The sequence below is a fragment of the Caulobacter sp. FWC26 genome, assembly GCF_002742645.2.
In the GTDB taxonomy this organism is placed as follows: Bacteria; Pseudomonadota; Alphaproteobacteria; order Caulobacterales; family Caulobacteraceae; genus Caulobacter.
On record NZ_CP033875.1, the window covers coordinates 32,211 to 57,862 of the forward strand.

The following is a 25,652-nucleotide window of genomic DNA, read 5'->3' on the forward strand; positions in this document are numbered from 1 at the left end:
TCCGCTCAGGTGAGTTGGAAGACCCGCACGGGATTGAGCTTCCCAGCGCGCATCTCGCACAGGGCCACCAACCTGTCGCCGGACATGGCGGAAACGGTGCGATCGCCGGGCGGAAGCTCGGCTTTCAACGTTTCCACCTGACGCGGAAGCAGGACGATGGCGCGTCCCTGTGCAAGCCGGAAGGCGTCTTCATCGGTCACGGCCAACGCCGGGATGTCGTCCAGCGCGGTCTCGACCGGAAGCAATACCTCCGACAGCCGGGCCTCATAGCTCAAATTCTCCAGAGTTTCCAGCGCTATCGCCGAGGCCTCGGAGAAGCCGCCCACCCGCGTGCGCCGCAGGTCGGCCACGTGACCGCAGGTTCCCAGCGCCTTGGCCAGATCCCGGACCACGGCGCGGACATAGGTGCCCTTGCCGCATTCCATCGTGAGCGTCACGTGATCGGCGTCCGGCTGGTCCACGACCTTGAGGTCGAAAATGCTGACCTTGCGGGTCGGCAGCTCGAACTCGACGCCGTCGCGCGCCAGATCATAGGCCCGCTCGCCATCGACCTTGATGGCCGAGAAGTTCGGCGGAACCTGGTCGACCTCGCCGATGAAGGCGGGCAGCGCGGCCTCGACCGCTTCGCGGGTCGGGCGCACGTCGGAGGTCGCGGTGGTCTCGCCTTCGCGATCCAGCGTCGTTGTGTCGCGGCCCCAGGCGATGGTGAAGCGATAGGCCTTGTCGGCGTCCATCAGGAACGGCACGGTCTTGGTCGCTTCGCCCAGCGCTATCGGAAGGATGCCGGTCGCCAGCGGGTCAAGGGTGCCGGCGTGACCGCCCTTCTGGGCGTTGAACGCCCGCCGCACGCGGGAAACGGCGGTGGTCGAGGTCAGGTCGTAGGGCTTGTCCAGGCACAGCCAGCCCGATACGGCGTCGCCCTTCTTGCGGCGAGCCATGCTCAGGCCTCGTCTTCGTCGTCGACCACGTCGGACAGGCGGCGGGTGTCCTGCTGGACGCGCGGATCCAGGAACAGCTTGTCCATATAGGCGGCCGTGCCGAAGCTTTCGTCGTGGATGAACTTCAGGTCCGGCGTGAACTTCATGTCGATGCTGCGGCCCAGACGTCCGCGCAGGAACTTCGAAACCCGGTTCAGGCCCTTGATCACCTCGGTGGTGTCTTCGCCGGTCAGGCCGGCGCCCAGCGGCTCGACGAAGCAAATGGCGTGCTTCAGGTCGGGGCTCATCCGCACTTCCGAAACCGTGACCGAGACGCCGGTCAGGGCTTCGTCGGCCAGTTCCTCTTCGCGGAGGATCTCGACCAGGGCGTGGCGGATCAGTTCGCCGGCGCGAAGCTGGCGTTGCGAAGGGCCGGTCAGGGCGCCCTTCTTGGTATCGGAATGGCGCTTCATGGCGCGGACGTCCTTGCGGCCCGGCCGGCGGATCGAACGCCGGTGCGCGGGGAAAATCGGAAGGCGCGGTGTCTAGGCGCGTAAACGTAAGATGTCCAGTCTAGTCGCCTTCTCCCTCAGCAGCTCCTGGCTTCCCGTATGGCCTCTAGGGCGCTCGCAGCGAGCTTCGCCCCGTCTCGCCAGTCCAAAGACTGCCCTCCCCATTCGAAGAGGATGAAGCGCGGCGGACGCGGATCTGGCACGGACCGCTCGTAGATTTCCCGGTTTTGTTGAAGGAAAATATCTACCGCCGCGCCGATGTCAGACCAGAACTGATCGCCCTGCTTTTCGTCGGGCTCACGCCCGAAGAGATTGGCATACTGTCGCCTGAAAAGCCGATCTGCGACATCTCGAGGCACGCAGTAGATATTCAGGTACTGACCCGAGCCCAGGACGCCCTTGTGTTCGAACTCGAACGCCTCCCACGATACGAAGCACGGGATCCAGATCCGCTTCGTCGCGCTTCGCTCGAATTCATAATAAAGACTTCGAACGAACCGCCGCCCAAGGTCGTCCTTCAAGCCTTCATTGAAGCCCTCGTCGAGCTTGATCTGGACGTCTCGGCGCTCGTGCCAGACTGCGAACCCGCCGACTGACCAGCCGCCCTCGACGACCTCTCCAAAGGATTCGCTCACGACGTCCTTTCCTTGAAGAACGCGATCACCTTGTCGCGCGCCTTCATGCTGCCGCTCGTCGGGACCGAGCGATGCAGGTGCAGGGTCAGCACTGAGTGCGGGGCCATCGGCTGACCCGGGGCGGCGTCCGCGTCCGCGAGCTCCACCACCTCGACCTTTTCGCCGAACTCGGCCTTCAGGCGGGCGATGCGGGCGTCGGGCACCAGCTTGTCGGATGTGAAGCGCATGGCGATCAGCGACAGGTTCTCGTCCTGGAACCGCTTCTTGGCGCAGGCGATCTCGGACGCCGAGCAGTCGAGGCCGCCCCGATCCTTGAACGGCAGCGAGGGCTGGGACAGCACCGGCGCCACCACGGAGGGTTCGGTCATCATCGCGAGGGCGAAGCCGCCGGTGAAACACATGCCGACCGCGCCGACGCCCTTGCCGCCGCAGTCGGCGTGGACCTGGCGGGCCAGGGCGCGCAGCCAGTCGACGATCGGGCTGGAGCGGCCGTCCTTCCAGACCCTGAACTCGCGGCGGACGCAGATGTTCTTAAGGATCTCGCCGATCGCATAGCCGCGCGAGACTTTTTTGCCGGGCTGGCCGAACAGGCTGGGGCAATAGGCGGTCAGGCCAGCATCGGCGAGATCGCGGGCGAAGGCCAGAACCCCCGGATGCAGGCCTGGAACCTCGTGGATCACGATCACGGCCGGACCGGCGCCGATCTTGTAGACCTCGCGCGACCAGCGCCCGTCATCGAAATCGAAACACTCGAAACCCGCCAGCGCCGTGTCGTTCGCCATATCGTCCCCTCCGCTTTGGAGCGAGGCTAGACCGTGGTCGCCCGGCTGGCGAGAGACCTAGTTGGAGACGTCCGGCCTCTGGGGGTTGTCGGTCCAGTCCGACATCGGATCAGGGGTGCGGTTGTCCGGCAGCCGCCATTCGCCGCGATAGGAGAAGTCGAGCGTCCCACACAGGCGCGCCTGGCCTGACGCCTTGGGATCGTCGCCAAGCGCCTGGATGCGCAGGTCGCGCCGCACCGCGATGGGGCTGAAGGACAGCCAAAGCCGCGTGGAGCCTGGGCAGAAGGCGCGCAGATAGATCTTGCCCTGCGCCGCCGAGGCGTCGACCTCGTACAGGGCGGCGTTGGCGTCGACGCTGCTCATCGCCGACAGGCCGCCGGGGCCGAGGTCCTTCGACCGCGCGGCCTTCAACATCGCCTGAGCCGGGACGCCGGTGGCCAGCACCTTCAGCGGCCGGCTGGCGCCCAGCAGGCCGTCCTTGAACAGGATCGTCACGCCCGCGCCCGTCAGCCGCTTGGCGTCCGGCGAAACGGGATCGTACGAGAACATCCGCGTCTCGGCCTTGGCGGCGGAGGACATGGCGCCGATCATCGCCACTGCGACAACCGCGCTCCGGACGATCGATCGACGCATTATTTGGCGCGAAGATTAGCCGCTGAGGCGTCAAAGCCCGACAGCCGCCAGCGATCGCCCTCGCGGCTGAAGGTCAGCAGGCAGGGGCCGTCCTTGCGGGCGGCGCAGACGCGCCCGTCGCCGGTGGGGCGCAGGGCGCCGGCGATCGCCACACGACCCGGGATTGGACGATCCGGCGTGTAGCCGTAGTAGTTGGCGGCCGCGCGGAAGGTCGCCGGCCGGATCAGCGCCTCTCCGGCGGCGTCAGCCAGGGGACCAGCGGCGATGGCCGCCAGGGCCATGGCGCTGTTGCTCTGACCAGCGCGTTGCCGGGCCTCTTCCATCAGTCGGGCCTCGATCTGACCCTTGAGCGCGCGGCGGTCGACATGGGCGTCAAAGGTCGCGCGATCGTTGTCGCGGATGGCGACCAGCAGGTCGTGCACGTCGCCGCCGGCGTCGAGCCGATCGACGGTCGCGCAGGCGCTCAGCGAGGCGGCGATGGCGGTCAGGGCGAGGAGGGTTTTCAGGCGCATGACAAGAGGCGTAGCGCCGGATTGGGGCGATTTCCAGTCTGCGCGTGGCCCAAGAAAAAGGGCGCGAGCCTTTCGACCCGCGCCCTGATTTCCGATCTCGCGACTTCGCCTAGTCGAGCTGGCGCTTGATCTCTTCGACGGTGAAGCACTCGATCACATCGCCGACCTTGATGTCCTGGAAGCCGGCGAACATCATGCCGCACTCCTGACCGACGGGGACTTCGTTGACCTCGTCCTTGAAGCGCTTGAGCGTCTGCAGGGTGCCGAGCTCGAGAACCACGATGTCCTGACGGATGATCCGGACCTTGGCGCCCTTGCGGACCACGCCTTCGGTGACCTTACAGCCGGCGACCTTGCCGACCTTGGAGATGTCGAAGGCCTGCAGGACCTCGGCGTTGCCGAGGAAGGTTTCGCGCTGGATCGGCGCCAGCATGCCCGAGAGCACGCCTTTGATGTCGTCCAGCAGGTCGTAGATGATCGCGTAGTAGCGGATCTCGACCCCTTCGCGTTCGGCCAGGGCTCGCGCCTGCGCCGAGGCGCGGACGTTGAAGCCGATGACCGGCGCGCCGGCGCCCTTGGCCAGCATGACGTCGCTTTCGCTGATTGCGCCGGCGCCCGACAGGATGATCCGCGCGCGGACCTCGTCGGTGGCCATCTTGTCCAGCGAACCGATGATCGCTTCGGCCGAGCCCTGCACGTCGGCCTTGATGACCAGCGGCAGCTCTTTCAGCTTCTTGTCCTGCAGCTTGGCCATCATGTCGGCCATCGAAGCGCCGGCGCCCACCGGGGCCATCGACTTCTCACGCTTCAGGCGGATGCGGTACTCGGTCAGCTCGCGAGCGCGGGCTTCGTTCTCGACCACGGCGAAGGCGTCGCCCGGCGAGGGCACGCCGTCCAGGCCGAGGATCTCGACCGGGGTGGCGGGACCCGCTTCCTGGAGCTGCTCGTTGCGCTCGTTTAGAAGCGCGCGGACCTTGCCCCACTGGCTGCCGGCCACGACGATGTCGCCGCGCTTCAGCGTGCCGCGGTTGACCAGAACCGTCGAGACGGCGCCGCGACCCTTGTCCAGCTTGGCCTCGATCACCACGCCATCGGCGCTGCGGTCAGGGTTGGCCTTCAGGTCCAGCACTTCGGCCTGCAGCAGGATCGCTTCCAGCAGATCGCTGAGGCCGGTGCGGGCCTTGGCCGAGACCTCGATCAGCTGGGTGTCGCCACCCAGGCTTTCGACGACGATCTCGTGCTGCAGCAGCTCGTTGACCACGCGGGTCGGATCCGAGCCCGGCTTGTCCATCTTGTTGACGGCGACGATGATCGGCACCTCGGCGGCCTTGGCGTGTTTGATCGCCTCGATCGTCTGAGGCATCACGCCGTCGTCGCCAGCCACGACCAGCACCACGATGTCGGTGATGTTGGCGCCGCGGGCGCGCATCGACGAGAACGCGGCGTGGCCGGGCGTGTCGAGGAACGTCACGCGCTGGCCGTCCTTCAGGCGAACCTGATAGGCGCCGATGTGCTGGGTGATGCCGCCGGCTTCGCCCGCCGCCACGTCGGTGGAGCGCAGGGCGTCGAGCAGGCTGGTCTTGCCGTGGTCGACGTGACCCATGATCGTCACGACCGGCGGCCGCAGCTCCATGTGATCGTCGTGGTCGTCGGCGCCGATGAAGCCTTCTTCGACGTCGGCTTCCGACACGCGCTTGACGGTGTGGCCGAATTCGGTGGCCACCAGCTCGGCGGTGTCGTTGTCGATGACGTCGTTGATCTTCAGCATCACGCCCTGACGCATCAGGAACTTGATGATGTCGACGCCGCGCACGGCCATCCGGTTGGACAGCTCCTGAACGGTGATGACGTCCGGAATGACGACTTCACGCGCGACGCGGGCCTGTTCGGTCACGCCGCCGCGACGCTTTTCCTTTTCGCGCTCACGGGCCCGGCGGACCGAGGCGAGCGAACGCATCCGGTCGGCGGAATCCCCGTCACCGGCGACAGCCTGGATGGTCAGGCGGCCTTCGCGGCGCTGGGGCGCGCCCTTGACGCGCGACACGGCCTTGTTCGGCGCGGCGCTCTTGCGACGATCGTCATCCTCGTCCGGACGGCGATCCATGGCGCCGCCGCCGGGGCGGGGCGCCGAGCGGGTGGCGCGCTGGATTTCGGGCGTGGCCGGAGCCGCGGCGGGGACGCCGGGGCGCGGACCGCGCGGCGGGCCGCCAGGACCACGCGCGCCGCCGGGCGCCGGGCGCGGCGCCAGGGCCGAGTAGCGGACGGTCTGCTGCGGACGGTCGCCTTGCGGACGATCCCCCTGCGGACGGTCGCCCCGATAGCCGCCGCGATCGCCCTGCGGACGATCACCGTCCGGACGCGGACCGCGCGGACGATCGCCTTCAGGACGGGGAGCCCGTTGGCCGAAATTGGCGTTGGCGTCCGGGCGCGGCGCGCGCTGATTGAACGGGCGGTCGCCTTGCGGGGCCGGGCGATAGGTCGTCGTGCTGGGACGATCGTCGCGACGGTCGCGGCTGGGCTCGTAGGTCCGGGTCTGGCCGGGCGCCGAAGGACGCGAGTCCTGACGCGGGGCGTCCTGGCGCGGCGCCGGCGGGGCGGCCGGAGCCTGCGCCACGGGACGCGGCGCCTGCGGAGCCGCCGGGGGCGGGGTCACCGGCGCGGCGGGCGCGGCCGGAGCCGGAGCGACAGGCGGCGGCGCAGCGGCGGCGCGCTCCGCGGCGGCCTTGGCGGCGGCTTCGCGTTGAGCGGCTTCGGCAGCCGCGCGAGCGCGGGCTTCGGCGGCGGCCTGTTCAGCGGCCTGACGGGCCTGAGCTTCGCGGGCGGCGTCGACGACGCGCTGGCGGGCGCGCAGTTCTTCCTGCGACAGGCCACCAGCCGAACCACCACCGCCGCCTTGCGGCTGCGACGGACGGGGCGCGGGCGTTTCGCCGTGGCGACGCTCAGCCGAGGACGGCGCGGCCAGATTGCCGGCTGCGGGCGCATGAGGGCGCGTCCGCTTGGTTTCCACCACCACCGTCTTGGTCCGGCCGTGGCTGAAGCTCTGCTTCACGACTCCGGCGCTCACCGAGCCCTGGCGGGGCTTCAGGGTCATCGGGGTTCGTCCGCCGGGTCGGCCGTTTTCGTTCTCGTCGCTCATGCGCTCGCTTGTACTTCCGCCGGGCGGTACCCGGCTAAAAAACCGTTCGTTCCATGTGAGAAAGGGGCCCGGACGTACCTCCAAAAGGAAGCCGTTTCCCCGACCCTTCACTCACGAGCCTGGCCGAACACCTGGGCTCACTCAAAGATTCTAGAGCTTTTCCATCACACCGGTGGCCCGGTGGGATGCAAAAGCTCTAGCGCCTGCCAGGGCCGGCGAACCGACCGGGCGGACAGGCCCGCCGTCTTGTCCAGGGTCTCGCCAAAAGACGAAAAACCCTAGTCGCCCTCGCGTTCGTTCGCCGACCATTCGGGAGGCAGAAGCGGGCGGAAGCCAGATAAACGCTCGACATCTAATGTCCAGCGATCGATCCCACGCCCAGCGAGAAGCGCTGTATGTATCACATTCTCCCCGCCCAAGGCCAAACCCAATTCATCTGAATTGAAGGCGCCCAGCACGCGGGGGGTTGCGGAAGCTCTGCGCGCGGCGGCGAAAACCTTGCGGCGACCGTCTTCGGCCCCATCCGAGGCCTCGATCAGCCAGGCGACCTTGCCTGTCGCCACGGCGGCGATCACCTTCTCGAATCCGGAGATAATGCTCCCGGACTTGCGCGCAAGACCCAGGCCGTCGAGGACGCGCCGCGCCAACAGGGCCTCGACCTGGTCCGCAAGATCCGCCGGTGCGGCCAGCTTGGTCTTGGCGGCCCGGGAAAACAGGCCCTTTTTTGCGGCCGTCACGACCGAGGCGCGATCCGCGCCGACCCAAATCCCGCGCCCAGGCAGCTTGCGCGCCAGATCCGGCACCACGGTCCCGTCCGGCCCCGCGACGAAGCGGATCAGACGCGCCTCGTCGGTCGCCTCGCCCAGGACGATGTCCTTGCGCAGGCGATGGGCTTCGGCGTGGGTCTTGGGCGAGGTCGCTTCGGTCATGGTCCCTGTCGAAGGTCTTGGAGCGCGAACGGCCCCGCGGAGGCTTCCGCGAGGCCGTCGAACGTCGCTCCGAACGACTTAGGCTTCTTCTTCGGCGACAGCTTCGCCTTCGACGGTGGCCTCTTCTTCGTACTCCGGCTCCGGCTCGGGCGGGGCCTCGACCCAGCCCATGGCGATGCGGGCGCGCATGATCAGCGCTTCGGCGTCTTCCGGCGACAGGTTGAAGCTTTCCAGGATGCCCGGCTCGCGCACGCGCTCGCCGCCCTTGTTCTCGAACCAGCCGCGCATGTCGTCGGGAACCAGACCGGCGAGGTCTTCCACCGACTTCACATCGCCCTCGCCCAGGGCCACGGCCATGGCCAGGGTCACGCCGTCGATGTTCAGCAGGTCGTCCTCGACGCCCAGAGCCTTGCGTTTGGCGTCCAGCTCGGCGGCTTCCTTCTCAAGGAACTCGCGGGCGCGGGCCTGCAGCTCTTCGGCGGTCTCCTCGTCGAAGCCCTCGATCGAGGCGATCTCGTGCGGCTCGACATAGGCGACGTCTTCCACAGCGGCGAAGCCTTCGGTGACCAGCAGCTGGGCGATGACCTCGTCGACGTCCAGAGCTTCCTGGAACAGGGCGGTGCGCTCGGCGAACTCGCGCTGACGGCGCTCGCTCTCCTGGCTTTCGGTCATGATGTCGATCTGCCAGCCGGTCAGCTGAGAGGCCAGGCGGACGTTCTGGCCGCGACGGCCGATGGCCAGCGACAGCTGTTCGTCCGGCACCACCACTTCGACGCGCTCATCTTCCTCGTCCATGACGACCTTGGAGACTTCGGCCGGGGCCAGGGCGTTGACGATGAAGGTGGCTTCGTCTTCCGACCACTGGATGATGTCGATCTTCTCGCCCTGCAGCTCGGCCACGACCGCCTGCACGCGCGAACCGCGCATGCCGACGCAGGCGCCGACGGGGTCGATCGAGCCGTCGTTCGAGATGACGGCCATCTTGGCGCGCGAGCCCGGGTCGCGAGCGACCGCGCGGATCTCGATGACGCCGTCATAGACTTCCGGCACTTCCTGCGCGAACAGCTTGGCCATGAAGCCGCCGTGGGCGCGGCTCAGCATGATCTGCGGGCCCTTGGTCTCGCGACGAACGTCGTAGATATAGGCGCGGATGCGGTCGCCGACGTTGAAGTTTTCGCGCGGAATCGACTGGTCGCGGCGCATGATGCCTTCGCCACGGCCCAGGTCGACGATGACATTGCCGTACTCGACGCGCTTGACGCTGCCGTTGACGATCTCGCCGACGCGGTCCTTGTACTCGTCATACTGACGCTCGCGCTCGGCCTCGCGGACCTTATGCATGACTACCTGGCGGGCCATCTGGGTCTGCACGCGGCCGATCTCGAACGGCGGCAGGGTCTCTTCGTAGACCTTGCCGATCTCGGCGTCGCGCCAGGTGCGCTTGGCGATCGAGAACGGCATCTTGCCGATCTCGCCTTCCAGGTCGGCGTCGTCGGCCACGACCTCGATCACGCGCTTCTGCGTCGTCTCGCCCGTCTTGGGGTCGATCTTGACGCGGATGTCGTGCTCGGCGCCGTAGCGGGCGCGGGCGGCTTTCTGCAGGGCGTCCTCGATGGCCTCGATGACGACTTCCTTCTCGATGCCCTTTTCCCGGGCGACCGCGTCAGCGATCTGCAGGAGTTCAAGCCGGTTGGCGGCGATGCCGATGGCCATGGTCAGTCCTCTTCACTTTCGGACAGGTCTTCGTTTTCGGATTCGAGGCGGGCGGCCCGTTGCTTGGCCCCCCGCTCCATCAGGGCGTCGGTCATGACGAGCTTGGCGTCGATGACCCACGCGAAGGGGAAGTAGACGGTGACGTCGTCCTCGCCCTCGATGTTCAGGCCAACCTGGTCGTCTTCGACGCCGGCCAGTTCGCCCTTAAAACGCTTGCGGCCTTCGGCCACGCGATCAAGCTCGATACGCGCTTCGAGACCCGCATAGTCGTCGAAATCCTTCAGGCGGGTCAGCGGACGGTCGATGCCGGGGCTGGAGACTTCCAGGGTGTACTCGCCGGCGATGGGATCGGCCGCGTCGAGCACTTCGGAGACGGCGCGCGACAACTTGGCGCAGTCTTCGACGTTCATGTCGCCGCCCGTGCCGTCTTCCAGCAGCGGATGCTCCGCCATGATCTGCAGGCGGCGCTGCTCGGTCCCGCCCATCAGGCGCAGGCGGACAATCTCGTAGCCCAGGCTTTCGGCCACGGGATCGAGCATCTCGATCAGATCACGGTCTTCCTGCGTCTTGCCGCGCACGGTCTCTCAACTCAAGTTCTGGGCCGGCGGCGCTGAGACCGTTTGGCCAAACAAAAAGCGGCAGCCTTTTGGGCCGCCGCTCGAAAGCGCCATCTAGCGCTAACGGACGATGTAGGACGCTTTGTAGGCGAATTGGCCGCCGTTGTCGACTCGTGGCGGGGAAATCTCCGGAGTCGTCTTCCGCGTCGCAGCATTTTGGGCCTATAAGCGCCGCGCGCAGGCCGCTCCCCAAGGGCCGCATCTGATAAAGAGTCAAAATGGACCTGTCCAAGATCGCCGTCGGCGTGAACCCGCCGTACGACCTGAACGCCATCATCGAAATCCCGCAGGGCGGCGAGCCGGTGAAGTACGAGATCGACAAGGAAAGCGGCGCGCTGATGGTCGACCGCTTCCTGCACACGGCGATGTTCTATCCGGCCAACTACGGCTTCATCCCGCACACCCTGGCCGACGACGGCGACCCGGCCGACATCATGGTGGTCGGTCCGACCCCGGTGGTGCCGGGCGCGATCATCCGCTGCCGTCCGATCGGCACCCTGATGATGGTCGACGAGGCCGGTTCGGACGAAAAGATCCTGGCCGTGCCGGTCGACAAGCTGCACCCGTTCTACACGGGCGTGACCAGCTGGCGCGACCTGCCCACCATCCTGACCGAGCAGATCGCCCACTTCTTCCAGCACTACAAGGACCTGGAAAAGGGCAAGTCGACCAAGATCACCGGCTGGGCCGATCCGGACGAGACCGCCGAGATCATCCGCACGGCGATCAAGCGCTACAACGAAAGCTACTGAGTTCAGAAGGGCCGGCCGCAAGCCGGCCCTTTTTCGTGGCGCCTGGCGCCTTTTCCCTTCGAATGGAATCATTCGAAGGGAGAAAAAGGCTCTATTTCAAACATTTAGAGCGTGATTGCCGCCGAAACCGCTCACGCTTTCGGCTATCACGCTCTAAGCGCGGACGAAATCCAGGAACACCGGCGCGCAGTCGCCGAGCTTCTTTTCCTCGTAGCGCGTGGTGACGTGATCGGCCGGGATCGCGTTGCGGTCCGTCGCTGCATCGGCGAAGCGGAAGTTCGGATCGGCCAGCACCCGCTCGGTCGTCCACTCGGCGTAATCGGCCCAGTCGGTGGCGAAGCGCAGCGCCGCGCCAGGCTTCATCACCCGGGCCAGCTTGGCCACGAACTCGGGCTGGATCAGGCGGCGCTTGTTGTGGCGGGCCTTGTGCCAGGGGTCGGGGAACATGATGAACACCCGGTCCAGGCAGGTGTCGGGCAGCCAGTCGACCACGTCGCGAGCGTCGCCCTCGTGGATGCGGACGTTCTTGAGCGCCTGCTCCTCGACGTGCCGGACGGCGCTGGCCACGCCGTTCACGAACGGCTCTGCGCCAATCACCAGCGTCTCGGGGTTCCGCCCCGCCTGGGTGGCCATGTGCTCGCCGCCGCCAAAGCCGATCTCCAGCCAAACGGCTTGGGCGCCCGGCATCAGGTCGAGCGGCTGGAACGGCCCCTGCGGAACGGCGATCTCGGGGAGCAGGGTGTCGAGCAAGGCCTGCTGGCGCGGCTTCACCGGGCGCGACTTCAGTCGGCCGAACGAGCGCAGCGGTCCGTGGGGTTGTTGCGGAGTGGTCATGTCGCGCGTCTTAGAGCTTTGAAGGCGAAAAGAAAACGGGCTCCGACCCGTCAGGATCGGAGCCCGTCTCGAAGACTGAGGCGGATAGCCTAGGCCAGGCCCTTCAGGTCGCCCACGAGATCGGTCTTCTCCCACGAGAAGCCGCCCTCGTTGTCCGGCGTGCGGCCGAAGTGGCCGTAGGCGGCTGTGCGGGCGTAGATCGGGCGGTTGAGCTGCAGGTGCTCGCGGATGGCGCGCGGGGTCGCGCCGCCGATCAGCTGCGGCAGGAGCTTCTCCAGCACGGCCGGGTCCACCTTGCCCGTGCCGTGCAGGTCGACGTGGAACGAGACCGGCTGGGCCACGCCGATGGCGTAGGCGATCTGGATCGTGCAGCGATCGGCGAGACCCGCGGCCACGACGTTCTTGGCGAGATACCGGCAGGCATAGGCCGCCGAGCGGTCGACCTTGGTCGGGTCCTTGCCCGAGAAGGCGCCGCCGCCGTGCGGGGCCGCGCCGCCATAGGTGTCGACGATGATCTTGCGACCGGTCAGGCCGGCGTCGCCGTCCGGACCGCCGATCTCGAAGCGGCCGGTCGGGTTGATCAGCCACTGGGTCTTCTTGGTGATCAGGCCGTCCGGGAAGATCGGCAGGATGTGCGGCTTGATCAGCTCCAGCACGCGCTTGGAGGTCGCGGCCTTGCCGCCGATTTTCTTCTTGTGCTGGTGGGAGACGACGATCGAGACCACGCGCTGTGGGCGGCCGTTTCCGTCATATTCCAGGGTCACCTGGCTCTTAGCGTCCGGCTCCAGCTCCGAGAGCTCGCCGCTGTGGCGCAGTTCGGCCAGACGCTTCAGGATGTTGTGGCTGTACTGCAGCGTGGCCGGCATCAGCTCCGGCGTCTCGGTGCTGGCGTAGCCGAACATGATGCCCTGGTCGCCGGCGCCCTCGTCCTTCTTGTCGGTGGCGTCAACGCCCTGGGCGATATGCGCCGACTGGCCGTGCAGGAAGTTCGAGTATTTCGCCTTCTGCCAGTGGAATCCCTTCTGCTCGTAGCCGATGTCCTTGATCGCGGCGCGAACCTTCGGCTCCAGCGACGCGATGATGTCCTTGGTCAGCTGCTTGTTGGCCTTCTTGTCGCCATCCGGCTTGCCCGCGCGGACCTCGCCCGCCAGCACGACGCGGTTGGTCGTCACCAGCGTTTCGCACGCCACACGCGCCTCGGGGTCAGCCGAGAGGAAGGCGTCGACGACAGTGTCGCTGATCCGGTCGGCGACCTTGTCGGGATGGCCTTCGGAGACGCTCTCGCTGGTGAAGATGTAGGACGAACGGTTCAAGAGACAGCTCCGGCCTTGAAGGGCGCGCAAGGCGAGGCTTGCGCAGTTTGGCGTCAGTTAGACCGGAATCATATAAAGATATGTTTATGCGGACAAGGAGAGCTTGTCTGAAGGCCTCTTCAGTCTTCCACGCCCGCTTCGGCCTCATCGCGGGCCATGGATCGCACCAGCTCCAGAATGCGCCGACGCACCTTCGCGCGGCTGATCTTGGGAAAAAGGGTCGCCAGTTCCAGGCCCTCGGGAGTCTTCAGGAAGTCGTGTGCGAACGGTTGGCCTGTCTCGGCCATGCCGCCGTCGGCCATATCGGCGAGACCCTCGAAAAAGTAGTCGACCGTGGAGTGCAGGCTCTTGGCGATCTCGTAGAGCTTGCTGGCGCTGACACGATTGGCCCCGCGCTCATACTTCTGGATCTGTTGAAAGGTGATGCCCAGGTCCTCGGCCAGTCGTTCCTGGCTCACGCCCAGAATGCGGCGGCGCATGCGGATACGGGCGCCAACATGAAGGTCGACGGGATTGGGGTGGCGCTCGGTGTTCGACGGCTCGCTCATGCCCACGCAGCCCATGAAATCAAGTCGTCAATTCAGCTCAAGTTTCCTCGACGCGCAATAGAGGAAAAGGTTTTACCGGCCAGAGGGCGAGCTGATGCAACCCCCGATATGAGTATAAACACCAGAAGCGCCAGGTCTCCGAAGTCGTCGAAGGGTGTAACGCCGCCTCGTCCGGGTATTTGTGTGTCGATGACACCAGTTTGTCCTAGCCCCAGCACGGCGCCCGGGGTTATTCGACCGTAGGCGTCAATGACAGCGCTGACGCCGGTGGGTGTGGCGCGCAGCATTGGCCGGGCGCTCTCGATCGCGCGGTAGCTGGCCAGGTTCAGGTGCTGCAGGGGGCCCGAGGTGACGCCGAACCAGGCGTCGTTCGACACGTTGATCAGAACCCGAACATTCGGATCGCGCCGCGCGAGCCCTGGAAACAGGCTCTCGTAGCAGATCAGCGGCTGCACCAGCAGATCCGGCGACAGGCTCAGCGGAGCCGGGCGAGGGCCGGTGGTGAAGCTGTCGCTCAGATGCGCCAGGCTCTTGAAGCCGATCGCAGTCAAAAGACGCTCGGCCGGAAGGTACTCGCCGAAGGGAACCAGCCGATGCTTGTCGTAGAGCCCGACCAGCTCCAGGTCGCTGTCGGTGCGTCGCAGCGCGATGAGGCTATTGTAGTAGACCGGACTCTCGAACGCCCCTTCGTAGCGATAGCCGCCGATCAGCAGCAGTTGGCCAGGACGCAGGCTGTCGACGATCGCCTGTCGCACCCAGGTTCCGGGCGCGAGGTAGTCGTTGATAGCCGCCGGCAGCGCGCCTTCCGGCCAGATCACGATGTCGGCGGGCTTGCCGGCATAGGGCTTGGCCGTCAGCGCGACATAGGACTGAACGATCCGCGCGAAGTGGGCCGCGTCCCATTTGGCGTCCTGTTTGATGTCAGCCTGGACGATCCGCACGCCGACGGGAGCACCTTGAACGAGGGGGCGGGACAGGGCGACGGCGCCGTAGCCATAGAGGCCCACCAAGCCGGCGGCGGCCGCGCCCAGCGCGATCCTGCCGGTCCGTCCCTCGCGCCACACCGCCGGGGCGCAGGCCATGGCGACCGTGATCCAGGTGAGGCCATAGGCCCCGACCAGGGCGGCGGCCTGCGAGGGGGCCGAGCCCGCGCGCCAGGTCTCACCGGGCAGGTTCCAGGGAAAGCCGGTGAGGATGTGTCCGCGCGTCCATTCCAGAACGGCGAAGGCGCCGGCGAAGGTCAGGACTCGCCAGACGCTGTCGGGCCGAAGGCGGCGATAGAGCAGGGCCGCCAGACCCCAAAACAGCGCCAGGCCCGCCGCCATCGCCGACACTGCGAACGGCGCCATCCAGCCGTGGCTCGCAGCGTCGACCATGAAGGCTTCGCCGACCCACCAGGTGCCGAGACTAAAGTAGCCTAAACCCGCCAGCCATCCGCGCCAGAACGCCGAGCGCAGCGGCCGTTCGGGGTTGGCGTCGTCCACCAGATGCAGCAGGGCCGCGTAGCCCAGAAGGCCCGGAAGCAGGCCGAACGGCGGATGGGCCAGGGCCGCCGCCAGCCCGGCCGCCAGCGCCAGGAGCGGGCCGCTCCAGGCGCGTTCGCGAAACCGCGTCCAGCCGATCACGAAAGCCCGGCCTCCCCCCGCGCACCGTCGGGCGCCGGCTCGGAGGGCCGAGAGGGGCCGCCGCGTACGCGGACTCGCCGAACGCGACGGGGGTCGGCCTCGACCACCTCGAACTCATAGCCATCAGCGTGGGCAATGACCTCGCCCCGCTGCGGCACCCGGCCGGCCAGGGCGACGACTAGTCCTGCGACCGTGTCGATGTCCTCATCCATGTCGGGCGGCGCCAGGTCGTAGCCCAGCGCCGCTTCCAGTTCCTCAAGCGGCGCGCGGGCGTCGGCTTCGAAGACGCCGCCCGGCCGGGCGACCACCGCCGCCGCCGCCGCGTCGTCGTGCTCGTCGTCGATCTCGCCGACCACCGCCTCGATCAGGTCTTCCATCGAGACCAGGCCATCGGTGCCGCCGAACTCGTCGATGACGAGGGCCATGTGGATACGGCTGGTGCGCATGCGGAGCAGGAGGTCGGCGGCCTTCATCGAAGCAGGCACGTACAACGCGTCACGGCGCAGCTTGTTCAGCACAAGCTCGCCGGGAGGCGGGCGCTTGGCTTCGTCCGCCAGCAGCCGGAACACGTCCTTGACGTGGACCACGCCGACGGGGTCGTCGAGGGTTTCGCGATAGATCGGCATCCGCGAGTGCTCGGCTTCGGCGAACTGGGCCGCCACGGCCTCGAACGGGGTCGACAGCTCGACGGCGACGATGTCGGCGCGCGGGGTCATCACATCGGCGACCCGCAGGCTCTGGAAGGCCTCGGCCTGATCCACCAGGTCGACTGCGGCGGCGGACGCGGCGGTTTCGGGCGGGCGAGGCGGCTCGCCGCCGCCCGTCAGTTGCTTGCGCATACGTCGGAAGAACGCCCGCACGCCCCGGCTTCGGCGGGCGGCGGGCTGTTGACTAGGCTCGTCGCTGGGCATGGCCCTGGTCAGCGTCCCTCTTCTTCCCCAGAAAGAGAATCTGGGCTGGCGTAGGGGTCTGGAACATCCAGACCCGCCAGGATTTCGCGTTCGAGCGCTTCCATGGCTTCCGCCTCGTCGTCGCGCTCGTGATCGTATCCTAGGAGATGAAGCACGCCGTGCGCCACCAGATGTTGCAGATGGTGGGCCAGCGGCTTGCCCTGCTCAACGGCTTCGCGCGCGCAAACGCCATAGGCCAGCGCGATATCGCCGATCTGGCGTTCCGGATTGCCAATGGGGTCTTGAGCTGAGGGGAAGGACAGGACGTTGGTCGGATAGTCCTTCTGGCGGAAGTCGCGGTTCAGGGCCTGGACGCTGTCGTCGTCGGTCAGCAGGATCACGATCCCCTGGCCCTCGATGTCTTCGTGCGCGTCCAGCACCGCCTGGGCGGCGCGCCAGACCAGGGCCTCGGTGCCGGGCTCCGCCGTCGTCCAGGCCTCGTCCTCGATCTCGATATCAACGGTAATGGCCATGCTACCGGGGAGTACTCTGCGCCGCGTCCGCGTCATAGGCCTTGACGATCCGCTCGACGAGCGGGTGGCGCACGACGTCTGAGGCGGTGAAGCGCGACACCGCCACGCCCTCGACGCCTTCGAGGATCGACACCGCATGGGCCAGGCCAGAGTCGCGCGGATTGAGCAGATCCACTTGGGTCGGGTCGCCGGTGACGACCATGCGGGCGCCCTCGCCGATGCGGGTCAGCACCATCTTCATCTGCAGGCGCGAGCAGTTCTGGGCCTCGTCGACGATGACGAACGCATGGGCAAGCGTGCGGCCGCGCATGAACGCGATCGGCGCGACCTCGATCTCCAGCTTCTCGCGACGGCGACGCAGCTGGTCGGCGCCCATGATGTCGGTCAGGGCCTCCCAGACCGGCGCCATATAGGGGTCGACCTTCTCGTTCAGATCGCCGGGCAGGAAGCCCAGCTTCTCGCCGGCCTCGACGGCGGGGCGGGTGACGATCAGGCGGTCGACCTCGCCGCGCATCAGCATGCCCGCGCCATGGGCCACGGCCAGGAAGGTCTTGCCCGTGCCGGCGGGGCCCAGGCCAAAGACCAGCGGATGGCTGGCCATTCGTTCCAGATACTGCGCCTGGCTCTTGGTCTTGGGCGAGACATTGCCCTTACGCACGGCCCGGGGCGAGGCTTGACCACTGGTCTCGTGGGCGCCGCCGATGGCGATCCGTACATCGGCCTCGACCACCTCGTCGCCGGCGTCGGCGCGGGCCGCCAGGGTCTGCAGGGCGCGCTTGGCGCTGGAGCGGCCGCGCGCGTCGCCGGTGATGGTGACCCCGCCGCCCGGCGTCTCGATCAGCACCTTGAAGGCGTCCTCGATCAGGGCGGCGTGGCGGCCGGACGGACCGGAGACGGCGTGGACGGCGTCGTCGGACAGCGGCAGGAACTCAGGCGTACGGCTCAAGCGGTCTCCAGAACGGGTTCGAGCCGGCCCGCCAGGCTCATCTTGGCGGCGCTCTCGATATGGACGGGAACGATCTTCCCGATCAGATGCTCCCCGCCTTCGGCGTGGACGGCCTGCAGATATGGGCTGCGACCGACGATCTGGCCAGGGTGGCGCCCGGCCTTCTCGAACAGCACCGGCAACACCTTGCCAACCTGGCTGGCGTTGAAGGCGCGTTGCTGCTCGTCGAGCAGCTGGTTCAGGCGCTCGAGGCGCTCGGCCTTGACCGCTTCGTCGACCTGGCCGGGCATGGCCGAGGCCGGGGTGCCGGGACGGCGCGAATATTTGAACGAGAAGGCCGAGGCGAACCCGACCTCGCGGACCAGCTCCAGGGTTTTTTCGAAGTCGCCGTCGCGCTCGCCGGGGAAGCCGACGATGAAATCGCCGCTCATGGCGATGTCGGGCCGCGCGGCGCGGATCTTCTCGATCAGCTTCACATAGCTCTCGGCGGTGTGGTCGCGGTTCATGGCCTTGAGGATCTTGTCGCTGCCCGCCTGCACCGGCAGGTGCAGATACGGCATCAGCTCGGGCAGCTCGCCGTGCGCCTCGATCAGGTCATCACCCATGTCGCGCGGGTGGCTGGTCGTGTAGCGGATGCGGTCCAGGCCATCGATCTTGGCCAGTTGGCGGACCAGCTTGGCCAGGGTCTGGCCGTCGCCGTCATAGGCGTTGACGTTCTGGCCCAGCAGAGTGACCTCGCGAACGCCTTGGCCCGCCAGGCGCTTGGCCTCCTCGACGATGTCGTTGACCGGCCGCGACCACTCGCCGCCGCGGGTATAGGGCACCACGCAGAAGGTGCAGAACTTGTCGCAGCCTTCTTGCACGGTCAGGAACGCGGTGACGCCGGTCACGTGGCGCTCGGCCGGCAGGGCGTCGAACTTTTCGTCGGCGGCGAAGTCGGCGGCCAGACGCTCGCCGGTCGCGCGGTGGGCGCGGGCGATCAGCTCGGGCAGTTGGTGATAGGCCTGCGGACCCACGACCAGATCGACCGCCTTCTGACGGTTCATGATCTCCTTGCCCTCGGCCTGGGCGACGCACCCGGCCACGGCGATGGTCATGCGACCGCCGGCCTCGGCCTTCCGGTCCTTCATCTGCTTGATGTAGCCGAGCTCGGAATAGACCTTCTCGGTGGCCTTCTCGCGGATGTGGCAGGTGTTCAGCACCACCAGGTCCGCGCCCTCGGGCTCATCGACCACGCCATAGCCCAGCGGGCGCAGGACATCGGCCATGCGCTCGCTGTCATAGACGTTCATCTGACAGCCGTAGGTCTTGATGAAGAGGCGCTTTTGCGGGGTCTCGCTCATGCGGCGAGGTTATGGGGGCGAGGACGGCGCTGTGCAAGGGCGGCAAGGTCACACTTGCCCCCTCCGCGCTGCGCGCTCCTCCCCCACAGGGGGAAGAAGGCTCACCTTCCGCCCCCTCCAGGGGGCGGACGACCGCGTAGCGGTCAGGGGGGGTAAGTCGCCCGGCTTACTCCTCCAGCGGCATCCCGTAGAGCTCGAGGCGGTGGTCGATCAGCTTGTAGCCGAGCTTCTTGGCGATCGCGTGCTGCAGGGCCTCGATCTCCTCATCGACGAACTCGACGACCTTGCCGGTCTTCATGTCGATCAGGTGGTCGTGGTGATGGTCCGGGCTCTGTTCGTAGCGCGAGCGGCCGTCGCGGAAGTCGTGGCGCTCGATGATGCCGCTTTCCTCGAACAGGCGCACGGTGCGGTAGACCGTGGCGATCGAGATGTGCGGGTCGATGGCGTGAGCGCGGCGGTGCAGCTCCTCGACGTCCGGGTGATCCTCGGCCGACGACAGCACGCGCGCGATGACCCGACGCTGGTCGGTCATGCGCATGCCTTTTTCGATACAGGCCTTTTCGAGTCGATCCACGGCGGAGCCTCCGTCTGAGTCGCCGGCAAGATAGGCGGTAGACCCTTAAGTGTTAAGCGCCCGTCGCATGACCAGCGCGTCCTTGGCCCCATCGGGATGGGGATAATAGCCCTTGCGCAAACCCACCTTGAGGAAGCCGGTGGCCTGGTAAAGCGCGATGGCGGCCAGATTGTCGGCGGCGACTTCCAGGAACATCGCCTCGGCCTCGGCTTCCGCCGCGATCCCGGCGGCCACCTCGACCAGGGCCGCGCCCCAGCCGCGTCGCCGGGCCGAGGGATCGACCGCCACCGTCAGGATCTCGGCCTCGCCGGCGATCGCGCGGCACAGGATGAAGCCCTTGGCCTGCGCCGGCTCGCCCGCCTCGCCGAGGATTGCGAAGGCGCCTGGCGACTTCAGGAGTTCGTCGAACTCCACCGCGGTCCAGGGGCGGTCGAAAGCCTTGTCGTGCAGATCGGCGAGATCGAAGGCGGCTTCGGAGCCGACGGGGCGCAGGTTCATGATCAGCCTAGGCCGCAGGCAGGGTTGCGTAGGGCGCGCGCAGATAAAGCGGCCGAGGCGTGTGGCTGGGCGTGGGCCGCGTGGCCGCCAGACGCGCGATCGCGACGGGATCGGGCGCAGCCGGGGTCAGGACCGTGGCCCCCTTCAGTGTATCCGCCAGCAGCGGCGCCCCCGAGCCGATCAAGGTGGCCGGGCCGCCGGGATGCAGCTCGACAAGACGTGCGGCGGCCTCGCCCAGGCCCAAAGCGTCCGGCGCCATCACCGCCGCGCCGTCCACGAAGGCCTGGATATAGACTTGGTCCATGCGCGCATCGAGCAGGGCGACCGCGAAACCCCTGGTCCCGAAGGCCAGGGTCTCCAGCGTGTTGACCCCGACGCACGGGATCGACAGCGCGGTGGCCAGGCCTTTGGCGAAGGCGAGACCCACGCGTAGCCCGGTGAAAGAGCCGGGGCCGACCGTGACCGCGATCCGCGCCAGGTCGGCGAAGGCGACGCCGGCCTCGGCGGCCGTCTCTCGCGCTATCATCCCGATGCGCTCCTGGTGACCTCGGGTCATCGGTTCCGAGCGCGTCGCCAGCACGCGCTCGCCGTCGACAATGGCGACCGAACTGGCGCCGAGACAGGTGTCGATCGACAGGATCATAGTCAGGCCGCGCCGACCACAGCGCCCTCGGCGGGGCGCCAGATCAGGACGTTGAGCTGGCCCTTGGCCTTCAGGGCGGCCTCCGACGGCAGGCCGGCCTTGGTCCAGCCCGGGACGCCGAAGACGTAAGACACCTGCGGCGCGTCAGGGCGCACGCAGATTGTCATGTTGATCTCCCGGCCTGCGCCAGCCCGGCATTGGTCGAGCGTGAAGCCCAACTCGCCCCACTTGGCCAGGAGCTGTTCGTCCCTGGGACCACGCGCATCGCCCGCCTCGACGCGGACATAGGCGATGTCGCCATCGTCGCTCTTGCCGATCTCGGCCAGCGGCGTGTTGTTCTGTTCGACATTGATAATCGGCAGAGCCGGGCCTTCGCCGGAATGCAGGAAAGCCTGCTCGGCCTTGGCCTTGGGGAAGAGAACCTTCAGCGTCGCCAGGTCGAACGCCACCGAGCTGTTGATCGGGCCGACTCCTTCATTGCTGACCTTGAGCGGACCGCCCGCGTAAGGCGCGATGGCGACGGTGACGGGTCCCTTGGGGGCCTCGTCAGTCTTGGAGGCCTGATCGGTCTTGGCCGGACCGCACGCAGCCAGAAGCGCGATCGGCAGGGCGAGGTAGCTGTGGCGGAAGCTCATGGGGATCCTTCTAGAGCGTGACGCCGAAAGTGGGAACCGGTTTCGGTGCGAGTCACGCTCTAAGTGTTTGATTTAGAGCCTTGTTATCGCGTCAAAACGATTCCGTTTTGACGCGCAAGGCTCTAGCGAAAGTGCGTCCTGCGCACAAAACGCTTGTCGCCCGGACGCGGCTTCACGCCCGGGCGATGGCGATCCCGATCAGAGGATCTTGGCGGCTTCGTCGAAGTCCAGACGCGGGTTACGCGGGAAAAGCCCTTCCGCCGTGCCGTGACCGACCGAGACGATGAAATTGCTCTTGATATTCGTGCCCGCGAAGAACTCGGCGTCCACGCCGGCGTTGTCGAAGCCCGACATCGGGCCAACGTCCAGGCCCAGCGCCCGCGCGGCGATCATGAAGTAGCCGCCCTGCAGCGAGCTGTTGCGCAGAGCGCCCCATTCGCGGGCTTGCATGTCGTTGAACCAGTCCTTGGCTCCGGGCGCGTGCGGGAAGAGCTTGGGCAGGGTTTCGGGGAAGTCGAGGTCGTAGCCGATGATCACCGTGCAGGGCGCCTGCAGGATCTTCGGACCGTTCGAGCCGGACGACAGCTTGGCCAGGCGTGTCTTGGCGTCGGCCGAGGTCACGAAATAGAAGCGAGCCGGGCTCGAGTTGGCGGCCGTCGGACCGAACTTGGTCAGGTCGTAGAGCGCGCGCAGGGTCGCTTCCGGCAGCGGCTCGGGGTTCCAGCCGTTATGGCTACGCGCCTCGGTGAACAGTTGGGCGAGCGTGGCGTCTTCGAGCTTGGCCATGAAAAGTCCTTCCGTAACTGCAGGCGTTACGATGTAGCGCCCCGGAGGAGCGGATCAATCTGGAAAGATCAGAGCGTCTGCTCGACCCGCGTCACTTCGGGGACGTAGTGTTTGAGCATGTTCTCGACGCCGGACTTCAGGGTCGCCGACGAGGATGGGCAGCCTGAGCAGGCGCCGCGCATGTGCAGCCAGACGACGCCCGTCTGCGGCTCGAAGCGCGAGAAGACGATGTCGCCGCCGTCCTGGGCCACCGCCGGGCGGATGCGGGTGTCGAGCAGTTCCTTGATCTCGGCGACGATCTGCGAGGTTTCCTCGTCGTAGTCGCCCTCGTCGTGGCCGCCGCCTTCGGCGTTCTGGTTCAGCAGCAGCGGACGGCCGCTGGTGAAGTGGTCCATGATCGCCGCCAGGATCGGCGCCTTCAGGTGCGGCCACTGGGCGTCCTCGCCCTTGGTCACGGTCAGGAAATCGGGGCCGAAAAACACCCGGGTCACATCGCCGAGGTCGAACAGCGCCTTGGCCAGCGGCGAGGCGTCGCCCTCCTCGGGCGTGCGGAACTCGCGCGCGCCTTCGCCCAGCACTTCGCGGCCGGGCAGGAACTTCAGGACCTCGGGATTGGGCGTGGTTTCGGTCTGAATGAACATGCGTTTCAGATGGACCGCGCGACGTCGTGACGCAAGGGCGCCGACACGGTGCATTTTAAAAGTGACACAGGCGTCATTTTCTGGCGTGATGTCGCAAAACACCGATCCGCGGGAGGATCTCATGAGCGACGGTTCGATCGACCTTAAGGCTGACGCGCGGGCGCGGGCCTATTCCATTCCCCTCGAAGACTACCATGTCGCCGACCCGGCCCTGTTCCAGGCCGACGCGATGTGGCCGTACTTCGAGCGCCTTCGGAAGGAGGCGCCGGTCCACTATTCGAAGGGCGACGAGGAGGTCGGGCCTTACTGGTCGGTGACTCGCTACAACGACATCATGACCGTCGACACGACCCACCAGGTCTTTTCGTCGGACGCGCATCTGGGCGGCATCACGATCCGGAACTTCGACGAGGACTTCGTCCTGCCGATGTTCATCGCCATGGACCAGCCCAAGCACGACATCCAGCGCAAGACGGTCAGCCCGATCGTCTCGCCGCAGAACCTGGGTCGTCTGGAAGGGATCATCCGCGAGCGGGTCTGTCAGATCCTCGACGCCCTGCCGATCAACGAGCCTTTCGACTGGGTCGACAAGGTCTCGATCGAGCTGACCACCCAGATGCTGGCCACCCTGTTCGACTTCCCCTGGGAAGAACGCCGCAAGCTGACGCGCTGGTCTGACATCGCCACCGCCTCGCCCGAGAGCGGCCTGATCGAGAGCGAGGAGGCCCGCCGCGCCGAGTTGCTGGAGTGCCTGGCCTATTTCACCAACCTCTGGAACGAGCGGGTGAACCTGACCGAGCCGGGCAACGACCTGATCTCGATGCTGGCCCACGGCGAAGCCACCCGCGACATGCCGCCGATGGAGTATCTGGGCAATGTCATCCTGCTGATCGTCGGCGGCAATGACACCACCCGCAACTCGCTGACCGGCGGCCTCTACGCGCTCTCGAAGAACCCGCAGGAGGAGGCCAAGCTGCGCGCCGACCCCAGCCTGATCCCGAACATGGTCTCGGAGATCATCCGCTGGCAGACCCCGTTGGCCCACATGCGCCGCACCGCGCTGGAAGACTTCGAGCTGGCCGGCCAGACCATCAAGAAGGGCGACAAGGTCGTGATGTGGTACGTCTCGGGCAACCGTGACGACACGGTCATCGAGGACGCCGACAAGTTCATCATCGATCGCCCGAACGCGCGCCGCCACCTGTCGTTCGGCTTTGGCATCCACCGCTGCGTGGGCAACCGTCTGGCGGAGATGCAGCTGCGGATCGTCTGGGAAGAAATCCTCAAGCGCTTCCCGAAGATCGAGGTGCTGGAAGAGCCCAAGCGGGTCTACTCGACCTTCGTGAAGGGCTACGAGCGCATGATGGTGCGGATCCCCGAGCGCATTTAAAGCTGTGATCCCGGCCAAGCGCGAAGCGCGCCGAGCCGGGACCCAGGGGGAACCGCAGTGCGCTGGCCCCTGGGTCCCGGATAGTCTCTGCGAGGCTTCCGGGATGGCACGAGGTTTATCGATAAGGCCGCCTCTAGGCCCCCCAGAAACCGACCAGCTTCTTGACCTCGGCCAGCGTCGGGGCGGCCGCCTCGCGCGCCTTTTCAGCGCCCTTGGCCAGGATGGCGTCCAGCACCGCCGGATCGCCCAGCAAGCCGCGCATCCGCTCGCCCACTGGCGCCAGGCTCTCGACCGCCAGCTCGGCCAGGGCCGGCTTGAAGGTCCCAAAGCCCTTGCCGGCGTACTCGGCCAGAACCTCAGCCTTGGTCTTGCCGGCCAGGGCCGCGAAGATACCCACCAGGTTGTCGGCCTCGGCGCGGGTCGCCAACTCCTCCACCGTCTCCGGCAGCGGTTCCGGATCGGTGCGGGCCTTCTTGACCTTGGCGGCGATGTCGTCGGCCGTGTCGGTCAGGTTGATGCGCGAATAGTCCGACGGATCCGACTTGCTCATCTTGGCCGAGCCGTCCCGCAGGCTCATGACCCGCGCGCCGGGGCCTTGGATCAGTGGATCGGGCAGCGGGAAGAAGCCTGGCGCATTGAAGTCGTGGTTGAACTTCTGGGCGATGTCGCGGGTCAGCTCCAGGTGCTGCTTCTGGTCCTCGCCGACCGGCACATGGGTAGCCTTGTAGATCAGGATGTCGGCCGCCTGCAGCACCGGATAGGTGTAGAGGCCCACCGAGCTGCGCTCCTTGTGCTTGCCGCTCTTCTCCTTGAACTGGGTCATGCGGTCCAGCCAGCCGAGACGCGCGACGCAGTTGAAGATCCACGAGAGCTCGGCGTGCTCGCGCACCGCCGATTGCGGGAAGATCGTCGCCTTGTCCGGGTCCAGGCCCGAGGCGATGTAGGCCGCGGCGATCTCGCGGGTCTGCTGGGCCAGGGCCGCTGGGTCCTGCCAGACGGTGATGGCGTGCAGGTCGGCCACGAAGATGAATGTGTCGATCTCGTGCTGCAGGCGGGTGAACTTCACCAGTGCGCCCAGATAGTTGCCCAGGTGCAGCGCGCCCGAGGGCTGGACGCCGGAAAGCACGCGGGGCGGGCCCGCATAGGTGACGGGAGCTTGGTCGGTCATGGCTCTAAGCCTTGCTGTCGAATGCGATTGAAATGGCCAGGCGCAGGGGCGCGACGCGTCAAGACGCGCGGATCGAAATCAGCAGGAGCCGCGCCATCGCGGCGTTTGGAGACCGATCGGAGCCATGCTCCGCTGGTTAGCCTCCCC

The 25,652-nt window shown here is 67.0% G+C and carries 27 protein-coding genes; 2 read left to right on the top strand and 25 right to left on the bottom strand.

Features of this window, described 5'->3' with window-relative positions:
* Window positions 1-5: 5 nt before the first annotated feature.
* From truB to rimP, 10 genes are all read right to left on the bottom strand, one after another.
* Complete coding sequence (gene truB, locus CSW63_RS01785; protein ID WP_062097502.1) at window positions 6-938, bottom strand: tRNA pseudouridine(55) synthase TruB; 933 nt, start codon at window positions 936-938, stop codon at window positions 6-8.
* Between the two features lie 2 nt (window positions 939-940).
* On the bottom strand, window positions 941-1,390 hold the full coding sequence (rbfA, locus tag CSW63_RS01790; protein ID WP_062097504.1) for a 30S ribosome-binding factor RbfA: 450 nt from the start codon (window positions 1,388-1,390) through the stop codon (window positions 941-943).
* Between the two features lie 116 nt (window positions 1,391-1,506).
* The gene (locus CSW63_RS01795) at window positions 1,507-2,064 is read right to left on the bottom strand and encodes a hypothetical protein (RefSeq protein WP_062097506.1); all 558 of its coding nucleotides are present in this window, start codon (window positions 2,062-2,064) and stop codon (window positions 1,507-1,509) included.
* Window positions 2,061-2,846, bottom strand: coding sequence for a dienelactone hydrolase family protein (locus CSW63_RS01800; protein ID WP_062097508.1), 786 nt, complete (start codon window positions 2,844-2,846; stop codon window positions 2,061-2,063). The genes CSW63_RS01795 and CSW63_RS01800 overlap by 4 nt, the downstream gene beginning before the upstream one ends.
* 57 nt (window positions 2,847-2,903) lie before the next feature.
* Entirely contained in the window at window positions 2,904-3,479 is a 576-nt protein-coding gene (locus tag CSW63_RS01805; protein WP_062097511.1) for a hypothetical protein, read from the bottom strand.
* The gene (locus CSW63_RS01810) at window positions 3,479-3,991 is read right to left on the bottom strand and encodes a DUF2939 domain-containing protein (protein ID WP_062097514.1); all 513 of its coding nucleotides are present in this window, start codon (window positions 3,989-3,991) and stop codon (window positions 3,479-3,481) included. The genes CSW63_RS01805 and CSW63_RS01810 overlap by 1 nt, the downstream gene beginning before the upstream one ends.
* Window positions 3,992-4,100: 109 nt before the next feature.
* On the bottom strand, window positions 4,101-7,127 hold the full coding sequence (gene infB, locus CSW63_RS01815) for a translation initiation factor IF-2 (RefSeq protein ID WP_168193584.1): 3,027 nt from the start codon (window positions 7,125-7,127) through the stop codon (window positions 4,101-4,103).
* 278 nt (window positions 7,128-7,405) lie between these two features.
* A complete protein-coding gene (locus CSW63_RS01820) occupies window positions 7,406-8,056 on the bottom strand; it encodes an RNA-binding protein (protein ID WP_062097516.1) in 651 nt (216 codons plus the stop codon).
* A gap of 78 nt (window positions 8,057-8,134) precedes the next feature.
* Window positions 8,135-9,769 carry a transcription termination factor NusA gene (gene nusA / locus CSW63_RS01825; protein ID WP_062097518.1) on the bottom strand — a complete coding sequence of 545 codons (1,635 nt, stop codon included), beginning with the start codon at window positions 9,767-9,769 and terminating at the stop codon, window positions 8,135-8,137.
* Window positions 9,770-9,771: 2 nt separating this feature from the next.
* Window positions 9,772-10,347 carry a ribosome maturation factor RimP gene (rimP, locus tag CSW63_RS01830; protein WP_062097520.1) on the bottom strand — a complete coding sequence of 192 codons (576 nt, stop codon included), beginning with the start codon at window positions 10,345-10,347 and terminating at the stop codon, window positions 9,772-9,774.
* Window positions 10,348-10,604: 257 nt separating this feature from the next.
* On the opposite strand from rimP, the gene ppa reads away from it, so the two are divergent.
* Complete coding sequence (gene ppa, locus CSW63_RS01835; RefSeq protein ID WP_062097522.1) at window positions 10,605-11,138, top strand: inorganic diphosphatase; 534 nt, start codon at window positions 10,605-10,607, stop codon at window positions 11,136-11,138.
* A 153-nt stretch (window positions 11,139-11,291) separates the two neighbouring features.
* Here ppa and trmB read toward each other — a convergent pair whose 3' ends face one another.
* The 14 genes from trmB to CSW63_RS01905 all read right to left on the bottom strand — a co-directional run bounded on the left by trmB (window position 11,292) and on the right by CSW63_RS01905 (window position 22,947).
* Window positions 11,292-11,972, bottom strand: coding sequence for a tRNA (guanosine(46)-N7)-methyltransferase TrmB (gene trmB / locus CSW63_RS01840; RefSeq protein WP_062097525.1), 681 nt, complete (start codon window positions 11,970-11,972; stop codon window positions 11,292-11,294).
* Window positions 11,973-12,061: 89 nt separating this feature from the next.
* Window positions 12,062-13,285, bottom strand: coding sequence for a methionine adenosyltransferase (gene metK, locus CSW63_RS01845; RefSeq protein ID WP_062097526.1), 1,224 nt, complete (start codon window positions 13,283-13,285; stop codon window positions 12,062-12,064).
* Window positions 13,286-13,404: 119 nt separating this feature from the next.
* Window positions 13,405-13,839, bottom strand: coding sequence for a helix-turn-helix domain-containing protein (locus tag CSW63_RS01850; RefSeq protein WP_168193725.1), 435 nt, complete (start codon window positions 13,837-13,839; stop codon window positions 13,405-13,407).
* Window positions 13,840-13,865: 26 nt separating this feature from the next.
* Window positions 13,866-15,458 carry an apolipoprotein N-acyltransferase gene (gene lnt, locus CSW63_RS01855; protein WP_062097528.1) on the bottom strand — a complete coding sequence of 531 codons (1,593 nt, stop codon included), beginning with the start codon at window positions 15,456-15,458 and terminating at the stop codon, window positions 13,866-13,868.
* The gene (locus CSW63_RS01860) at window positions 15,455-16,369 is read right to left on the bottom strand and encodes a hemolysin family protein (RefSeq protein WP_062097530.1); all 915 of its coding nucleotides are present in this window, start codon (window positions 16,367-16,369) and stop codon (window positions 15,455-15,457) included. Before CSW63_RS01860 ends, lnt begins: the two co-directional genes overlap by 4 nt.
* An 8-nt stretch (window positions 16,370-16,377) precedes the next feature.
* Window positions 16,378-16,863 (bottom strand): rRNA maturation RNase YbeY, encoded by a 486-nt coding sequence (gene ybeY, locus CSW63_RS01865; protein WP_168193726.1) that lies wholly within the window; start codon window positions 16,861-16,863, stop codon window positions 16,378-16,380.
* 19 nt (window positions 16,864-16,882) lie between these two features.
* Entirely contained in the window at window positions 16,883-17,827 is a 945-nt protein-coding gene (locus CSW63_RS01870) for a PhoH family protein (protein ID WP_062097534.1), read from the bottom strand.
* Window positions 17,824-19,170: a tRNA (N6-isopentenyl adenosine(37)-C2)-methylthiotransferase MiaB gene (miaB, locus tag CSW63_RS01875; protein ID WP_062097536.1), complete on the bottom strand. Its 1,347-nt coding sequence runs from the start codon at window positions 19,168-19,170 to the stop codon at window positions 17,824-17,826. Before miaB ends, CSW63_RS01870 begins: the two co-directional genes overlap by 4 nt.
* A 166-nt stretch (window positions 19,171-19,336) precedes the next feature.
* A complete protein-coding gene (locus CSW63_RS01880) occupies window positions 19,337-19,744 on the bottom strand; it encodes a Fur family transcriptional regulator (protein ID WP_010917946.1) in 408 nt (135 codons plus the stop codon).
* A 45-nt stretch (window positions 19,745-19,789) separates the two neighbouring features.
* Window positions 19,790-20,242: a ribosomal protein S18-alanine N-acetyltransferase gene (gene rimI / locus CSW63_RS01885; RefSeq protein WP_062097538.1), complete on the bottom strand. Its 453-nt coding sequence runs from the start codon at window positions 20,240-20,242 to the stop codon at window positions 19,790-19,792.
* A gap of 7 nt (window positions 20,243-20,249) precedes the next feature.
* Window positions 20,250-20,885: a tRNA (adenosine(37)-N6)-threonylcarbamoyltransferase complex dimerization subunit type 1 TsaB gene (tsaB, locus tag CSW63_RS01890; RefSeq protein ID WP_062097541.1), complete on the bottom strand. Its 636-nt coding sequence runs from the start codon at window positions 20,883-20,885 to the stop codon at window positions 20,250-20,252.
* Between the two features lie 2 nt (window positions 20,886-20,887).
* Entirely contained in the window at window positions 20,888-21,520 is a 633-nt protein-coding gene (locus tag CSW63_RS01895; protein ID WP_062097543.1) for a DUF1131 family protein, read from the bottom strand.
* Between the two features lie 198 nt (window positions 21,521-21,718).
* Entirely contained in the window at window positions 21,719-22,306 is a 588-nt protein-coding gene (locus CSW63_RS01900; RefSeq protein WP_062097545.1) for a malonic semialdehyde reductase, read from the bottom strand.
* A gap of 68 nt (window positions 22,307-22,374) precedes the next feature.
* Entirely contained in the window at window positions 22,375-22,947 is a 573-nt protein-coding gene (locus CSW63_RS01905; RefSeq protein ID WP_062097598.1) for a NifU family protein, read from the bottom strand.
* 121 nt (window positions 22,948-23,068) lie between these two features.
* Between CSW63_RS01905 and CSW63_RS01910 the strand changes: the two genes are divergently transcribed.
* Window positions 23,069-24,337: a cytochrome P450 gene (locus tag CSW63_RS01910; protein WP_082749605.1), complete on the top strand. Its 1,269-nt coding sequence runs from the start codon at window positions 23,069-23,071 to the stop codon at window positions 24,335-24,337.
* 133 nt (window positions 24,338-24,470) lie between these two features.
* Here the strand turns inward: CSW63_RS01910 and trpS are convergent, their stop codons facing one another.
* A complete protein-coding gene (gene trpS / locus CSW63_RS01915) occupies window positions 24,471-25,505 on the bottom strand; it encodes a tryptophan--tRNA ligase (protein WP_062097549.1) in 1,035 nt (344 codons plus the stop codon).
* Window positions 25,506-25,652 lie beyond the last annotated feature (147 nt).

What these genes read in the sequence shown, in the direction of transcription:
- infB (WP_168193584.1), bottom strand. Translation starts at nt 7,127, where the DNA reads ATGAGCGACGAGAACGAAAACGGCCGACCCGGCGGACGAACCCCGATG.
- rbfA (WP_062097504.1), bottom strand. Translation starts at nt 1,390, where the DNA reads ATGAAGCGCCATTCCGATACCAAGAAGGGCGCCCTGACCGGCCCTTCG.
- ppa (WP_062097522.1), top strand. Translation starts at nt 10,605, where the DNA reads ATGGACCTGTCCAAGATCGCCGTCGGCGTGAACCCGCCGTACGACCTG.
- nusA (WP_062097518.1), bottom strand. Translation starts at nt 9,769, where the DNA reads ATGGCCATCGGCATCGCCGCCAACCGGCTTGAACTCCTGCAGATCGCT.
- CSW63_RS01860 (WP_062097530.1), bottom strand. Translation starts at nt 16,369, where the DNA reads ATGCCCAGCGACGAGCCTAGTCAACAGCCCGCCGCCCGCCGAAGCCGG.
- CSW63_RS01910 (WP_082749605.1), top strand. Translation starts at nt 23,069, where the DNA reads ATGAGCGACGGTTCGATCGACCTTAAGGCTGACGCGCGGGCGCGGGCC.
- CSW63_RS01800 (WP_062097508.1), bottom strand. Translation starts at nt 2,846, where the DNA reads ATGGCGAACGACACGGCGCTGGCGGGTTTCGAGTGTTTCGATTTCGAT.
- CSW63_RS01810 (WP_062097514.1), bottom strand. Translation starts at nt 3,991, where the DNA reads ATGCGCCTGAAAACCCTCCTCGCCCTGACCGCCATCGCCGCCTCGCTG.
- rimI (WP_062097538.1), bottom strand. Translation starts at nt 20,242, where the DNA reads ATGAACCTGCGCCCCGTCGGCTCCGAAGCCGCCTTCGATCTCGCCGAT.
- trpS (WP_062097549.1), bottom strand. Translation starts at nt 25,505, where the DNA reads ATGACCGACCAAGCTCCCGTCACCTATGCGGGCCCGCCCCGCGTGCTT.
- CSW63_RS01895 (WP_062097543.1), bottom strand. Translation starts at nt 21,520, where the DNA reads ATGAGCTTCCGCCACAGCTACCTCGCCCTGCCGATCGCGCTTCTGGCT.
- miaB (WP_062097536.1), bottom strand. Translation starts at nt 19,170, where the DNA reads ATGAGCGAGACCCCGCAAAAGCGCCTCTTCATCAAGACCTACGGCTGT.
- trmB (WP_062097525.1), bottom strand. Translation starts at nt 11,972, where the DNA reads ATGACCACTCCGCAACAACCCCACGGACCGCTGCGCTCGTTCGGCCGA.
- truB (WP_062097502.1), bottom strand. Translation starts at nt 938, where the DNA reads ATGGCTCGCCGCAAGAAGGGCGACGCCGTATCGGGCTGGCTGTGCCTG.
- CSW63_RS01820 (WP_062097516.1), bottom strand. Translation starts at nt 8,056, where the DNA reads ATGACCGAAGCGACCTCGCCCAAGACCCACGCCGAAGCCCATCGCCTG.
- tsaB (WP_062097541.1), bottom strand. Translation starts at nt 20,885, where the DNA reads ATGATCCTGTCGATCGACACCTGTCTCGGCGCCAGTTCGGTCGCCATT.
- CSW63_RS01905 (WP_062097598.1), bottom strand. Translation starts at nt 22,947, where the DNA reads ATGTTCATTCAGACCGAAACCACGCCCAATCCCGAGGTCCTGAAGTTC.
- CSW63_RS01805 (WP_062097511.1), bottom strand. Translation starts at nt 3,479, where the DNA reads ATGCGTCGATCGATCGTCCGGAGCGCGGTTGTCGCAGTGGCGATGATC.
- CSW63_RS01900 (WP_062097545.1), bottom strand. Translation starts at nt 22,306, where the DNA reads ATGGCCAAGCTCGAAGACGCCACGCTCGCCCAACTGTTCACCGAGGCG.